The organism is Pseudomonas protegens (genome assembly GCF_013407925.2).
In the GTDB taxonomy this organism is placed as follows: Bacteria; Pseudomonadota; Gammaproteobacteria; order Pseudomonadales; family Pseudomonadaceae; genus Aquipseudomonas; species Aquipseudomonas fluorescens_AP.
Map to the genome: position 1 here is coordinate 2,423,052 of NZ_CP060201.1, position 14,087 is coordinate 2,437,138.

Here is a 14,087-nt window from a genome sequence, read left to right on the forward strand (position 1 = left end):
AAACTCTTAAGAGTACTCACAAATTTTACCTTAGCCTGATCCGTTACCAGTGAAAGTAACGTTCAGTCTATCTTTCTATCACATACCCAAATTTTTAAAGAACGATCTAATCAAAAGACTAGAAATCAACATTCAATGTGAATGCTCATTTCTAAGCTTTCAGAAGCAGTTTATGGTGGAGCCAAGCGGGATCGAACCGCTGACCTCCTGCGTGCAAGGCAGGCGCTCTCCCAGCTGAGCTATGGCCCCATAACAAAATTGGTGGGTCTGGGCAGATTCGAACTGCCGACCTCACCCTTATCAGGGGTGCGCTCTAACCAACTGAGCTACAGACCCAATTTAGAGCTTGTAACTGTTAGCTTGGAGCTATCAGCTTGGAGCTTAAAGCTGCTTCTATCGTCTTCTTCAATGAATCAAGCAATTCGTGTGGGAGCTTATGAAGCAGCTGATGTCGTCGATTAAGGAGGTGATCCAGCCGCAGGTTCCCCTACGGCTACCTTGTTACGACTTCACCCCAGTCATGAATCACACCGTGGTAACCGTCCCCCCGAAGGTTAGACTAGCTACTTCTGGTGCAACCCACTCCCATGGTGTGACGGGCGGTGTGTACAAGGCCCGGGAACGTATTCACCGCGACATTCTGATTCGCGATTACTAGCGATTCCGACTTCACGCAGTCGAGTTGCAGACTGCGATCCGGACTACGATCGGTTTTATGGGATTAGCTCCACCTCGCGGCTTGGCAACCCTTTGTACCGACCATTGTAGCACGTGTGTAGCCCAGGCCGTAAGGGCCATGATGACTTGACGTCATCCCCACCTTCCTCCGGTTTGTCACCGGCAGTCTCCTTAGAGTGCCCACCATAACGTGCTGGTAACTAAGGACAAGGGTTGCGCTCGTTACGGGACTTAACCCAACATCTCACGACACGAGCTGACGACAGCCATGCAGCACCTGTCTCAATGTTCCCGAAGGCACCAATCCATCTCTGGAAAGTTCATTGGATGTCAAGGCCTGGTAAGGTTCTTCGCGTTGCTTCGAATTAAACCACATGCTCCACCGCTTGTGCGGGCCCCCGTCAATTCATTTGAGTTTTAACCTTGCGGCCGTACTCCCCAGGCGGTCAACTTAATGCGTTAGCTGCGCCACTAAGAGCTCAAGGCTCCCAACGGCTAGTTGACATCGTTTACGGCGTGGACTACCAGGGTATCTAATCCTGTTTGCTCCCCACGCTTTCGCACCTCAGTGTCAGTATCAGTCCAGGTGGTCGCCTTCGCCACTGGTGTTCCTTCCTATATCTACGCATTTCACCGCTACACAGGAAATTCCACCACCCTCTACCATACTCTAGCTTGCCAGTTTTGGATGCAGTTCCCAGGTTGAGCCCGGGGCTTTCACATCCAACTTAACAAACCACCTACGCGCGCTTTACGCCCAGTAATTCCGATTAACGCTTGCACCCTCTGTATTACCGCGGCTGCTGGCACAGAGTTAGCCGGTGCTTATTCTGTCGGTAACGTCAAAACAATCACGTATTAGGTAACTGCCCTTCCTCCCAACTTAAAGTGCTTTACAATCCGAAGACCTTCTTCACACACGCGGCATGGCTGGATCAGGCTTTCGCCCATTGTCCAATATTCCCCACTGCTGCCTCCCGTAGGAGTCTGGACCGTGTCTCAGTTCCAGTGTGACTGATCATCCTCTCAGACCAGTTACGGATCGTCGCCTTGGTGAGCCATTACCTCACCAACTAGCTAATCCGACCTAGGCTCATCTGATAGCGTGAGGTCCGAAGATCCCCCACTTTCTCCCGTAGGACGTATGCGGTATTAGCGCCCGTTTCCGGACGTTATCCCCCACTACCAGGCAGATTCCTAGGCATTACTCACCCGTCCGCCGCTCGCCACCAGGTACAAGTACCCGTGCTGCCGCTCGACTTGCATGTGTTAGGCCTGCCGCCAGCGTTCAATCTGAGCCATGATCAAACTCTTCAGTTCAAACATCTTTGGGTTTTGAGAAAACCCTAAACTTGGCTCAGCAATCGTTGGTTACATCTTTGATTTCTCGCGGAGTAACTTGTGATGCTGATAATCTTTTTGACTATCAGTCTGACTCCACAAGCACCCACACGAATTGCTTGATTCAGTTGTTAAAGAGCGATTGGTTAAGATCTTTCGTCTCAACCGAGGCGCGCATTCTACAGCAGCCTCATTTACTGTCAAGCGATTTTTTAAGAAGTTTTCGAAGATTTTCTCAACAACTTCAACCACTTGCGCTTCCGATCCCTCGTTAGCGGGAGGCGAATTCTACAGCGTTACACGCTGCTGTCAACACCTCTTTTCAACCGCTTTCGACCGAGACGATCGAATGGTTAACAAAGCGACAACACACTGCCTTATCAACTGCTTCTGGCTTCAATGAACTGAAGCGTAACCGCTGCCGAAAACTTGGTAACTCGTTGAATCTCAAGGAGTTTTCCGCTTCGACTGCGCCGGAAGTGGGGCGAATTATAGAGACATATAATTCGCCGTCAACACCTATTTTCATAAATCTGTCATATCGGTCAGAAACCCCATAAAAGCAAAGGCCGGCCCATCAGGGCCGGCCTTTGTCGCCTCACTACTTACAAGCTAGGGAAAGCGAACTGCGACGCTTCATGACTGGCGCGCTGCGGCCAGCGCTGAGTAATGGCCTTGCGACGCGTGTAGAAACGCACGCCATCAGGACCATAAGCATGCAGGTCACCAAACAGCGAACGCTTCCAGCCGCCGAAGCTGTGATAGGCCACCGGCACCGGCAGCGGCACGTTGACGCCCACCATGCCCACTTCGATCTCGTCGCAGAACAGACGCGCTGCTTCACCGTCACGGGTAAAGATGCAGGTGCCGTTGCCGTACTCATGATCGTTGATCAGTTGCATGGCCTCTTCCAGGCTGTTGACCCGGACGATGCACAGCACTGGCCCAAAGATCTCTTCCTTATAGATGCGCATCTCTGGAGTAACACGGTCGAACAGGCAGCCACCGAGGAAGAAACCCTCTTCGTGACCGGCCACGCTCAGACCACGACCGTCCACCACCAGTTGCGCGCCCGCAGCAACACCGTCTTCGACATAGCCACTGACCTTGTCACGCGCCTGCGCGGTAACCAGCGGCCCCATGTCCAGGCCGCAGGAAGTGCCGGCACCAATCTTCAGCGCCTTGATCTGTGGCACCAGCTTGGCAACCAGGGCGTCAGCGACCTGGTCACCCACACACACGGCCACCGAGATCGCCATGCAACGCTCACCACAGGAACCGTAGGCGGCGCCCATCAGAGCACTGACGGCGTTATCCAGATCGGCATCGGGCATCAGCACCGCGTGGTTCTTCGCCCCGCCCAGTGCCTGGACGCGTTTGCCGCGCTTGGTGCCTTCGGCATAGATGTACTCGGCAATCGGCGTCGACCCGACAAAACTCAGCGCCTTGACTTCCGGCGCCTCGATCAGCGCATCCACTGCAGCCTTGTCACCGTGCACCACGTTCAACACGCCCTTGGGCAGACCGGCTTCATGCAGCAGCTCGGCGATCAACAGGGTGGAACTTGGATCGCGCTCGGACGGCTTGAGGATAAAGCAGTTACCGCAAACGATCGCCAGCGGGTACATCCACAGCGGAACCATGGCCGGGAAGTTGAACGGGGTGATACCAGCCACCACACCCAGCGGTTGAAAGTCCGACCAGGCATCGATGTTCGGCCCCACGTTACGGCTGTACTCGCCTTTGAGGACTTCCGGCGCGGCACAGGCATATTCGACGTTCTCGATACCGCGCTTCAATTCACCAGCCGCGTCCTCCAGCGTCTTGCCGTGCTCTTCACTGATCAGTTGGGCAATGCGTGCCTCGTTCTGCTCCAGCAGTTGCTTGAAGCGGAACATCACCTGGGCGCGCTTGGCCGGTGGCGTATTGCGCCAGGCCGGGAACGCGGACTTGGCAGAGTCGATGGCTTGCTGGATGGTTTCACGGCTGGCCAACGGCACTTTATGAATCGCCTTGCCAGTGGACGGATTGAACACGTCGCTGCTACGGCCGTTGTCGCTGACCAGTTCGCCGTGGATCAGGTGTTGAATCAAACTCATGCGGGGACTCCTGAAAAGGGGAAGGCGCAGGCACGAAACGCTTCATGCCTGCCTCTATATAAGAAGGATCGAATCAGTCGAGCTTGTTCAGCACTTCGCCGACCGCATCGAACAGACGATCAAGGTCTTGCGGCTTGCTGTTGAAGGTTGGGCCGAACTGCAGGGTGTCGCCGCCGAAGCGCACATAGAAACCGGCTTTCCACAAAGCCATGCCGGCCTCGAACGGGCGCACAATCGCGTCGCCGTCACGCGGGGCAATCTGGATCGCGCCGGCCAGACCGTAGTTACGGATATCGATCACGTTCTTCGCGCCCTTGATGCCGTGCAGCGCATTCTCGAAATGCGGAGCCACTTCAGCCACGCTCTGCACCAGGTTTTCCTTCTGCAGCAGATCCAGTGCCGCCAGGCCCGCCGCACAAGCAACCGGGTGCGCCGAGTAGGTGTAGCCGTGAGGGAATTCCACCGCGTACTCGGGAGTCGCCTGATTCATGAAGGTCTGATAGATCTCGGAGCTGGCAATCACCGCGCCCATAGGAATGGCGCCGTTGGTGACCTGCTTGGCCACGCACATCAGGTCCGGAGTCACGCCGAAGCTGTCGGCACCGAACATCGAGCCGGTACGGCCAAAGCCGGTGATCACTTCGTCGAACACCAGCAGGATATTGTGCTGGTCGCAGATTTCCCGCAGACGCTTGAGGTAGCCCTGTGGAGGCACCAGCACGCCCGCGGAACCGGCCATCGGCTCGACGAAGACCGCAGCAATGTTGGACGCGTCGTGCAATTCGATCAGTTTCAGCAGTTCGTCGGCCAGGGCGATACCGCCCTGCTCCGGCATGCCCCGGGAAAACGCGTTACTGGCCAACAGTGTGTGCGGCAGATGGTCGACATCCATCATCGCCTGACCGAACAGCTTACGGTTGCCGTTGACCCCGCCCAGGCTGGTGCCGGCGATGTTCACCCCGTGGTAGCCACGGGCACGGCCGATCATCTTGGTCTTGGTCGCCTGGCCTTTCAGGCGCCAGTAGGCACGCACCATCTTCACCGCGGTATCAGCGCACTCGGAGCCGGAATCGGTGAAAAACACGTGGTTCAGGTTGCCCGGAGTCAGGTCAGTGATCTTCTCCGCCAACTTGAACGACAGCGGATGGCCGAACTGGAAGCCTGGCGAGTAATCCAGGGTGCCCAGCTGCTTGGATACCGCCTCCTGAATCTCCTTGCGCGAGTGACCAGCGCCGCAGGTCCACAGACCGGACAGCGAGTCATAGACCTTGCGGCCCTTGTCATCCACCAGCCAGCTGCCTTCGGCGCCGACGATCAGGCGCGGGTCGCGTTGGAAGTTGCGGTTGGCGGTGTAGGGCATCCAGTGAGCGTCAAGCTTGAGCTGACTGGCCAGGGACTGAGGAGCGGTTTCCGGCATGTTCATGAGCAAAACCTCGCAAGGCAATGAAGCGGCGTAGGAACAAAAGCGTTGTTGCGACTAAGTTGCCACGGCTATAAAGTCGGTGAAATCCAACTTTAATAACCTTCAGTCTGGCCCCCACTAAACTATGAGCAGCCGTCGAGCCGACCCGCTGGCACAAGTCAGCGACTTTGATATCCGCCTGCTGCGGATCTTTCGCAGCGTGGTGGAATGCGGCGGCTTCTCGGCCGCGGAAACCGTACTCGGCATCGGCCGCTCGGCCATCAGCCAACAGATGAGCGACCTGGAGCAGCGCGTCGGCCTGCGCCTGTGCCAACGCGGACGCGCCGGTTTTTCCCTGACCGAAGAAGGCCGCGAGGTCTATCAATCGACCCTGCAACTGCTCAGCGCCCTGGAAAGCTTTCGCACCGAGGTCAACGGCCTGCACCACCATCTGCGGGGCGAATTGATCATCGGCCTCACCGACAACCTGGTGACCCTGCCCCACATGCGCATCACCCACGCCCTGGCGCAATTGAAGGAGCGAGGGCCGGATGTGCAGATCCAGATCCGCATGATCGCCCCCAGCGAAGTCGAGCAAGGGGTACTTGACGGCCGCCTGCACGTCGGCGTCGTGCCCCAGGCCAGCGCCCTGTCCGGACTGGAGTATCAGCCGCTGTATGACGAGCGCTCGTTGCTGTACTGCGCGGTGGGCCACCCGCTGTTCTATGTCGACGACAAGCAACTGGACGATCAGCGTCTCAACGACCAGGACGCCATCGCCCCGACCTTCCGCCTGCCAGCGGAGATCCAGGCCCAGTACCAGGCGCTGAACTGCACCGCCAGTGCATCCGACCGCGAAGGCATGGCCTTCCTGATCCTCACCGGACGCTACATCGGCTACCTGCCCGACCACTACGCCGCGCTCTGGGTGCAACAGGGCCGCTTGCGCGCCCTCAAGCCCAAGTCGCGCTTCTATGACCTGAGCCTGTCTTCGGTCACGCGCAAGGGGCGGCGCCCCCACTTGGTGCTGGAGAGCTTTCTGGAGAGCCTGGCGGCGACCCGCTGAACAGCCGTCAGGCCCTGGCAAAGCCGCGAGTTAAAAGGCCCGGAGCAATATTCGCAGGAATAAACTGATCACTTGGACAGCTTTTTGCACAGGCCAGGGTATCCAGAACCCTCAGCCCGAGTTCCCTGTCATGTCGTCCGTCCCTTCGCGCCCCACTGAACTGATCTACGGCCTCAACGACCGCCCGCGGCCCCCAGCCGCGCTGCTGGCCGCCCTGCAGCATGTGCTGGCCAGTTTTGTCGGCATCATTACCCCGCCACTGATCATCGGCTCGGCCCTGGGCCTGTCGAACCACCTGCCCTACCTGATCAGCATGGCGCTGATGGTGTCCGGGGTCGGCACCTTTATCCAGGCGCGTCGCCCCTGGGGCATCGGCGCCGGGATGATCTGCCTGCAAGGCACCAGTTTCGCCTTCCTGGGCGCGGTGTTGGCGGCGGGGTTCCTGGTCAAGCAAAGGGGCGGCAGCCCGGAAGACATCCTGGCAATGATCTTCGGTGTGTGCTTCTTCGGCGCCCTGGTGCAGATCGTCCTCAGCCGCTTTATCGGGCAACTGCGCAGGGTCATCACCCCGCTGGTCACCGGCATCGTCATCACCCTGATCGGCATCAGCCTGATCAAGGTCGGCATCACCGATCTGGGAGGCGGCTTCAATGCCCCGGACTTCGGCGCCCCGGGCAATCTCGGCCTGGGCCTGCTGGTGCTGCTGAGCATCATTGTGCTCAACCGCAGCAACACCCCGTGGATCCGCCTCAGCGCCATCATCATCGGCCTGGCGCTGGGCAGCCTGGTGGCCTGGCTCAGCGGCAAGCTGGTGCCCCAGCCCCTGCCCGACCTGCCGCTGATCAGCCTGCCGCAACCCTTCAAGTACGGTTTCAGTTTCGACTGGAGCGCCTTTGTTCCCGTGGCCCTGATCTACCTGATCAGCACCCTGGAAACCGTCGGCGACCTCACCGCCAACTGCATGCTGGCGCGCCAGCCCATCAGCGGCCCTTCCTATATAAGCCGGCTCAAGGGCGGGGTCCTGGGGGACGGCGTCAGTTGCCTGATCGCCGCCAGCTTCAGCGCCTTTCCCAACACCACCTTCGCCCAGAACAACGGGGTGATTCAGCTGACCGGCGTGGCCAGCCGCTTCGTCGGCCTGTACATCGGCCTGATCCTGTTTTGCCTGGGCCTGTTCCCCCTGATCGGCGCATTGCTGCAACAGATCCCCAAGCCGGTGCTCGGTGGCGCGACCCTGGTGATGTTCGGCAGTGTCGCCGCCGCCGGGGTGCGCATTCTCGCCCAGGCGCCCCTGGACCGGCGCAGCATGCTGATCATCGCCACCTCCTTCGGCGTCGGCCTGGGCATCGCCGCACAACCGAACCTGCTGCACCAGTTGCCCCAGGTGGTGCAGACCCTGTTCGACTCGGCGATCACCAGCGGCAGCCTCACCGCCCTGCTCATGTGCCTGCTGCTGCCGGAGGGCAAAAGCCTGCCGAACGACATAAATCCGGCGCCGGAAAAACCCGGCCTGGAGGCCCACTGAAGCTTTTGTCGCGCCAAGGCTTGTCTGATCCACGTGGGTGCGCTATCAACGCACAGGTTGCACCCACAGACAGGCTCGGAAACCCCCATGACCTTTGAAGTCCCCGCCCACAGCACTCCTCACCCAGGCAAACCCGCCAGCCGCATTCGGCAGAAGAATGAAGAGGCCATCATCCAGGCCGCCGAGGACGAGTTCGCCCGTCACGGCTTCAAAGGCACCAGCATGAACACCATCGCGCAGAACGCCGGGCTGCCCAAGGCCAACCTGCACTACTACTTCACCAACAAGCTGGGGCTGTATATCGCGGTGCTGAGCAACATCCTCGAACTCTGGGACAGCACCTTCAACACCCTCACCGCCGAGGACGACCCGGCCGAGGCCCTGACCCGCTACATTCGCGCCAAGATGGAGTTTTCCCGTCGCCAGCCCCAGGCCTCGCGGATCTTCGCCATGGAGATCATCAGCGGCGGCGAATGCCTCAGCGAATACTTCAGCCAGGACTACCGCGCCTGGTTCCAGGGCCGCGCCGCGGTGTTCCAGGCCTGGATCGACGCCGGCAAGATGGACCCGGTCGATCCGGTGCACCTGATCTTCCTGCTCTGGGGCAGCACCCAGCACTACGCCGACTTCGCCACCCAGATCTGCCGCGTCACCGGCCGCAGCCGCCTGACCAAGCAGGACTTCGAAGCGGCCGGCAACAACCTGATCCGCATCATTCTCAAAGGCTGTGGCCTGACGCCCGCCCAGAAAGACTGACGCCCATGCCCTTTACCCTGGCCGGCCCGTGCGAATACCGCGAGGAGATTCGCAAAAGCCGCTTCATCACCTTCGCCGCGCCCATCGGCAGCGCGGCCGAGGCCCAAGCCTTCATCCAGCAGCACAGTGACCTCAACGCCTCACATAACTGCTGGGCATGGAAACTGGGCGACCAGTACCGCAGCAACGACGACGGCGAGCCCGGCGGCACCGCCGGGCGACCGATCCTCGCGGCCATCGAAGCCCAGGACTGCGATCAGGTGGCGGTGCTGGTGATCCGCTGGTACGGCGGCATCCAGTTGGGCACCGGCGGCCTGGCCCGAGCCTATGGCGGCGGCGCCAACAAATGCCTGCAAGGCGCCGAGCGCATTGCCCTGGTCAACCGGGTGCCACTGCGCTGCGCCTGCAGTTTCAGCGAGCTGGCCCTGGTCAAACTGCGCATCGCCGAACTGGGCGGATTACTGGTGGATGAAGCGTTCACCGCCAACGGCGTGGAACTGCAACTGGCCCTGGGTGAAGCGCTGATCGACACCCTGCAACAGCAACTGGCCGACCTCAGCCGCGGACGCATCCTCTTGCAGCGCTGAACGCACCACGCCGGCCCGAGCGCCTTGTGCATAACCTGGGCGCCCCGGGCGCAGTTGCCCACATCTGCTGTGCACCCGACTGTGGATAACCTGAGCACATAGCGCTGTAACCCTTCTGCAACGTGGCTTTGCGGGCGTTGCTCATTTTTTGTCCAAAGGTCCCGGAGCCAGGCTTTTTGTACGCTAAAACAGCCGCTTAGAGCGCTTTATCGCGGTTCGGAAACAACCGTCCCCGGCTTATGCCCAAGCCGGCGGCTTGCACACAATTACTGTGGAGCAAGCTGTGGATAACCCGTGCAAGGCTGCTCCAGCCCCTGACGCCACAGGGCCTGCAGGCAACTGATCATTTTTCGCTCACCCGCCAGCGGACAAAAAAGGAGCCATTTCAAGCACTTTGCCCCGAACTGGTGCTCGCCCAGGGGCTGGGCTCATCGCCCAAGGTGCACGCCTGGGCGTCCTCCAGGTTTTTCTGACCCCCTGGCCAGGAAATTGCTTTATCCACAGGCACACCGCCCAGCCGTCGAGCCAGCCATGCCCAATTCCGCCGCGCCCCTTGGACCCACACCGCGCCTGCAACTGCGCCAGATCAGCAAAGGCTACCCCGGTTGCCTGGCCAACGACGCCATCGACCTGAGCATCGCCCCCGGGGAAATCCATGCCTTGCTGGGGGAGAACGGCGCCGGCAAAAGCACCTTGATGAAGATCATCTACGGGGTGATCCAGGCCGATTCCGGGGAACTGCTCTGGCAAGGGCGCCGTCAGTCCATCGCGAGTCCGGCCCAGGCCCGCCGCCTGGGCATCGGCATGGTGTTCCAGCATTTCTCCTTGTTCGAAACCCTCAGCGTGGCGCAGAACATCGCCCTGGCCATGGGCCGTGGCGAGGGCACGCCGAACCAGCTGGAAAGCAGGATCCGCGAGGTTTCCCAACGCTACGGCATGCCCCTGGAACCCCAGCGCCTGGTGCACAGCCTGTCCATCGGCGAGCGCCAGCGGGTGGAGATCGTGCGCTGCCTGATGCAGGACATCCGGCTGCTGATCCTCGACGAACCGACCTCGGTCCTGACGCCCCGGGAGGCCGAGGATCTGTTCATGACCCTGCGCCGGCTGGCCGCCGAAGGCTGCAGCATCCTGTTCATCAGCCACAAGCTGGCCGAGGTGCGCGCCCTGTGCCACAGCGCCACCGTGCTGCGCGCAGGCCGGGTGGCCGGGCACTGCATTCCCGCGCAATGCTCGGACCCGCAACTGGCGCAGCTGATGGTGGGCGACGCAGCGGCGATGATCACCGACCACCGCAAAGCTCGCGGCGGCCATGATTTTCTGCGCATCGACCACCTCAGCTGGCACAGCCCCGACCCGTTCGGCTGCTCCCTTCGGGCCATCGACCTGACCCTGCGCAGCGGCGAGATCGTCGGCATCGCCGGGGTCGCCGGCAACGGCCAGGACGAGCTGCTGGCCCTGCTCAGCGGCGAGCAGCGCCTGGCACCCGGCGAGGCCCGACGCATCAGTTTTGCCGGCCAGGCCGTGGGCCATCTGTATCCGGATGCGCGGCGCCGGAAGGGCCTGGCCTTTGTTCCCGCCGAACGCCTGGGTCACGGTGCCGTGCCGGAGCTGAGCCTGGAAGACAACGCCCTGCTCAGCGCCTTTGGGCAGGGACTGGTGCGCCACGGCCTGATTCGACGATCCAGGGTCCGGGCCCTGGCCGAGCAGATCATCCAGCGCTTCGGGGTCAAGACCGGCGACGCGCAAAGCCCGGCCCGCAGCCTGTCCGGCGGCAACCTGCAGAAATTCATCCTCGGCCGCGAAATCCTCCAGCAACCACGCCTGCTGATCGCCGCGCACCCGACCTGGGGCGTGGACGTGGGCGCAGCGGCCAGCATTCACCAGGCACTGATCGCCCTGCGCGACGCCGGTGCAGCGATCCTGGTGATCTCCGAAGACCTGGATGAACTGCTGCAGATCAGCGATCGGATCGGCGCCCTGTGCGGCGGTCGTCTGTCGGCGTTGAAGGACTGCGCGGACACCTCACTGGTGGAAATCGGCGGCTGGATGGCCGGCGATTTCACCCCATCCCCTTGCGCCCCCGCCTTGGCCCTGTAACGGAGTCGTCCATGCTGCTTTCACTCGAACCCCGCGGACGGCAATCGCGCCTGATGCTTGTCTGCTCGCCCCTGCTGGCCGCGCTGCTGACCCTGGGCTGTGGCGCCCTGCTGTTCATGGTCCTGGGACAGGACCCGATACTGACCTTGCACACCTTGCTGATCGCCCCGATCAGCGACCTGTATGGCCTCTCCGAATGGCTGGTCAAGGCGCTGCCGATCCTGCTCTGCGCCCTGGGCCTGGCCGTGGCCTACCGGGCCCGCATCTGGAACATCGGCGCCGAAGGCCAACTGCTGCTCGGGGCACTGGCCGGCAGTGCCCTGGCGGTCAACCTGATCGAGCTGCACAGCCGTTGGGCGCTGGTGCTGATCCTGCTCACCGGCACCCTGGCCGGGGCCGCCTGGGCCGGGCTCACCGCCTGGTTGCGCACGCGCTTCAACGCCAATGAAATCCTCACCAGCATCATGCTCAACTACATCGCCCTGAACCTTTTGCTGTATGGCGTGCACGGCCCGTTGAAGGACCCTGCCGGGTTCAACTTTCCCGAGTCGGCGATGTTCGGCGACGCCAGCCGCCTGCCGCTGCTGATGGAAGACGGCCGGGTCCACGCCGGGGTGTATTTCGCCCTGCTGGCCCTGGTGGCGGTCTGGGTGCTGCTGCAGAAAAGCTTTGTCGGTTTCCAGATCAAGGTGCTGGGCCTGGATGCGCGCGCCGCCGGTTTCGTCGGCTTTCGCCACAAGCGCCTGATCTGGCTGGTGCTGTTGATCAGCGGCGCCCTGGCCGGGTTGGCCGGGGTCTGCGAAGTCAGCGGCCCCATCGGCCAGCTGGTGCCGCAAGTCTCCCCCGGCTATGGCTATGCGGCGATCACCGTGGCCTTCCTCGGGCGCCTGAACCCGGTCGGCATCCTGTTCTCCAGCCTGCTCATGGCGCTGCTGTACATCGGTGGCGAAAGCGCGCAGATGAGCCTCAACCTGCCCCAGGCCATCACCCAGCTGTTCCAGGGCATGATGCTGTTCTTCCTCCTGGCCTGCGACGTACTGATCCTCTACCGGCCGCGCCTGAACCTGCGCTGGGCACGCCGCGACACGCCCCTCAGCGCAACCGCCGGAGCCCTGTGATGGACATCGATCTGCTGAGCAACATCCTCTACGCCATGGTCCGCTGCGGCACGCCCCTGCTGCTGGTGGCCCTGGGGGAACTGATCTGTGAAAAAAGCGGGGTTCTCAACCTCGGCCAGGAAGGCATGATGCTGTTCGGCGCGGTGGTGGGGTTTATCGTCGCCCTCAACAGCGGGCAACTGTGGCTCGGGGTGCTGCTGGCGATGGCGGCGGGCATGCTGTTGTCGGCGCTGTTCGCCCTAGTGGCCCTGGTGTTCAACGCCAATCAGGTGGCCACCGGACTGGCCCTGAGCATTTTCGGCGTCGGCCTGTCGAGCTTTGTCGGCGCGGCCTGGGTCGGCAAGCCCCTGGCCGGATTCGAGCCCCTGGCACTGCCGTTGCTCAGCGAGATCCCGCTGATCGGCCGCATGCTGTTCGCCCAGGATCCGCTGGTGTACCTGTCCTTCGTCCTGTTCGCCCTGGTGGCCTGGGTCATCCTCAAGAGCCGGGTCGGCCTGATCATCCAGGCCGTCGGCGAAAACCCCGACGCCGCCAGTGCCATGGGCCTGCCGGTGCTGCGGGTGCGCACGCTCGCGGTGCTGTTCGGCGGCGCCATGGCTGGGCTGGCCGGGGCCTACCTGTCCCTGGCCTATACGCCGATGTGGGCCGAGAACATGAGCGCCGGGCGTGGCTGGATCGCCCTGGCCCTGGTGGTGTTCGCCAGCTGGCGGGTGTGGCGCCTGTTGCTCGGCGCCTACCTGTTTGGCCTCGCCAGCATCCTGCACCTGGTGGCCCAGGGCCTGGGACTGGCGATTCCGGCCAACCTGCTGGCCATGCTGCCCTATGCCGCGACCATCCTGGTGCTGGTGCTGCTGTCCCGGGACGCCTTGCGCACGCGCCTGTACGCACCGGTGTCCCTGGGCCAGCCATGGCAGGCGGGGCATTAAATGAGCGGCGCACGCCCGGCCGGAGCCAACTTGCCGACGCCGTCTTTGAGCGGCAGCAGCTGCGCCACGCACCAGGCCAGCTCGAACAGTAGGATCACCCCGATCAACGCGGTGGCGCCGTGCACCAGGGCATAAAACTGCCAGCTGGCGAAAAGGATGCGTGCCACCGCGTCATAACGGCCAAACACCGGCTGCGGATCGCGAATCCGCAGCACCGCCCACACGCAGACAATCGAGCCCATCAGGTTGGCCATCAACAGGTGTGTCGGCTCGAAAGGCGGCAGGCTGCCCGCCAGGTGCAAGGCCTGGGCCGTGTCCTGCAGCAACCCGTGCAAAGCCAGGAAACTCCAGGGGGTGACAAAGGCCAGGGTTACCAGCAAGTCATACCAGCCGCTGGCCCGGACCAAGGTCCGATACTGCTCAGTCGTCCACATAGATGTCGCTCCATCGATTCAAGGAGCGCGCAGGCTAAAGCCTGGAGTATGCTCCAGG

General features: G+C 61.8%; 10 protein-coding genes, 2 tRNA genes and 1 rRNA gene. 7 read left to right on the forward strand and 6 right to left on the reverse strand.

The features are described 5' to 3' along the window. Nucleotides 1-173: 173 nt before the first annotated feature. The 5 genes from GGI48_RS11295 to GGI48_RS11315 form a co-directional block, all read right to left on the reverse strand. Nucleotides 174-249, reverse strand: a tRNA-Ala gene (locus GGI48_RS11295). A gap of 10 nt (nucleotides 250-259) precedes the next feature. Continuing rightward, nucleotides 260-336: transfer RNA gene (locus tag GGI48_RS11300), tRNA-Ile, on the reverse strand. Between the two features lie 123 nt (nucleotides 337-459). Then, a 16S ribosomal RNA gene (locus GGI48_RS11305) occupies nucleotides 460-1,998 on the reverse strand. 626 nt (nucleotides 1,999-2,624) lie between these two features. Further along, nucleotides 2,625-4,118, reverse strand: coding sequence for a CoA-acylating methylmalonate-semialdehyde dehydrogenase (locus tag GGI48_RS11310; protein WP_016968694.1), 1,494 nt, complete (start codon nucleotides 4,116-4,118; stop codon nucleotides 2,625-2,627). A gap of 73 nt (nucleotides 4,119-4,191) precedes the next feature. Then, a complete protein-coding gene (locus GGI48_RS11315) occupies nucleotides 4,192-5,541 on the reverse strand; it encodes an aspartate aminotransferase family protein (protein ID WP_016968695.1) in 1,350 nt (449 codons plus the stop codon). A 124-nt stretch (nucleotides 5,542-5,665) separates the two neighbouring features. On the opposite strand from GGI48_RS11315, the gene GGI48_RS11320 reads away from it, so the two are divergent. The 7 genes from GGI48_RS11320 to GGI48_RS11350 all read left to right on the forward strand — a co-directional run bounded on the left by GGI48_RS11320 (nucleotide 5,666) and on the right by GGI48_RS11350 (nucleotide 13,595). Further along, on the forward strand, nucleotides 5,666-6,586 hold the full coding sequence (locus tag GGI48_RS11320; protein ID WP_016968696.1) for a LysR family transcriptional regulator: 921 nt from the start codon (nucleotides 5,666-5,668) through the stop codon (nucleotides 6,584-6,586). 130 nt (nucleotides 6,587-6,716) lie between these two features. Beyond that, the gene (locus tag GGI48_RS11325) at nucleotides 6,717-8,111 is read left to right on the forward strand and encodes a uracil-xanthine permease family protein (RefSeq protein WP_179598347.1); all 1,395 of its coding nucleotides are present in this window, start codon (nucleotides 6,717-6,719) and stop codon (nucleotides 8,109-8,111) included. Nucleotides 8,112-8,198: 87 nt separating this feature from the next. Continuing rightward, nucleotides 8,199-8,867: a TetR/AcrR family transcriptional regulator gene (locus tag GGI48_RS11330; protein WP_016966688.1), complete on the forward strand. Its 669-nt coding sequence runs from the start codon at nucleotides 8,199-8,201 to the stop codon at nucleotides 8,865-8,867. Between the two features lie 5 nt (nucleotides 8,868-8,872). After that, nucleotides 8,873-9,454, forward strand: coding sequence for an IMPACT family protein (locus tag GGI48_RS11335; RefSeq protein ID WP_047301538.1), 582 nt, complete (start codon nucleotides 8,873-8,875; stop codon nucleotides 9,452-9,454). A gap of 531 nt (nucleotides 9,455-9,985) precedes the next feature. After that, complete coding sequence (locus tag GGI48_RS11340; RefSeq protein ID WP_179598349.1) at nucleotides 9,986-11,551, forward strand: ABC transporter ATP-binding protein; 1,566 nt, start codon at nucleotides 9,986-9,988, stop codon at nucleotides 11,549-11,551. 11 nt (nucleotides 11,552-11,562) lie between these two features. Further along, nucleotides 11,563-12,669, forward strand: coding sequence for an ABC transporter permease (locus GGI48_RS11345; protein ID WP_179598351.1), 1,107 nt, complete (start codon nucleotides 11,563-11,565; stop codon nucleotides 12,667-12,669). Then, nucleotides 12,669-13,595, forward strand: coding sequence for an ABC transporter permease (locus tag GGI48_RS11350; RefSeq protein WP_016966692.1), 927 nt, complete (start codon nucleotides 12,669-12,671; stop codon nucleotides 13,593-13,595). Before GGI48_RS11345 ends, GGI48_RS11350 begins: the two co-directional genes overlap by 1 nt. On the opposite strand, the gene GGI48_RS11355 is transcribed toward GGI48_RS11350, so the two are convergent. Next, entirely contained in the window at nucleotides 13,592-14,029 is a 438-nt protein-coding gene (locus GGI48_RS11355) for a hypothetical protein (RefSeq protein ID WP_179598353.1), read from the reverse strand. The two genes, GGI48_RS11350 and GGI48_RS11355, sit on opposite strands and share 4 nt — an antisense overlap. Nucleotides 14,030-14,087 lie beyond the last annotated feature (58 nt).

Excerpts from the sequence above, each read along its gene's own strand:
- GGI48_RS11350 (WP_016966692.1), top strand. The coding sequence starts at position 12,669 with ATGGACATCGATCTGCTGAGCAACATCCTCTACGCCATGGTCCGCTGC.
- GGI48_RS11320 (WP_016968696.1), top strand. The coding sequence starts at position 5,666 with ATGAGCAGCCGTCGAGCCGACCCGCTGGCACAAGTCAGCGACTTTGAT.
- GGI48_RS11325 (WP_179598347.1), top strand. The coding sequence starts at position 6,717 with ATGTCGTCCGTCCCTTCGCGCCCCACTGAACTGATCTACGGCCTCAAC.
- GGI48_RS11335 (WP_047301538.1), top strand. The coding sequence starts at position 8,873 with ATGCCCTTTACCCTGGCCGGCCCGTGCGAATACCGCGAGGAGATTCGC.
- GGI48_RS11355 (WP_179598353.1), bottom strand. The coding sequence starts at position 14,029 with ATGTGGACGACTGAGCAGTATCGGACCTTGGTCCGGGCCAGCGGCTGG.
- GGI48_RS11345 (WP_179598351.1), top strand. The coding sequence starts at position 11,563 with ATGCTGCTTTCACTCGAACCCCGCGGACGGCAATCGCGCCTGATGCTT.
- GGI48_RS11340 (WP_179598349.1), top strand. The coding sequence starts at position 9,986 with ATGCCCAATTCCGCCGCGCCCCTTGGACCCACACCGCGCCTGCAACTG.
- GGI48_RS11330 (WP_016966688.1), top strand. The coding sequence starts at position 8,199 with ATGACCTTTGAAGTCCCCGCCCACAGCACTCCTCACCCAGGCAAACCC.
- GGI48_RS11310 (WP_016968694.1), bottom strand. The coding sequence starts at position 4,118 with ATGAGTTTGATTCAACACCTGATCCACGGCGAACTGGTCAGCGACAAC.
- GGI48_RS11315 (WP_016968695.1), bottom strand. The coding sequence starts at position 5,541 with ATGAACATGCCGGAAACCGCTCCTCAGTCCCTGGCCAGTCAGCTCAAG.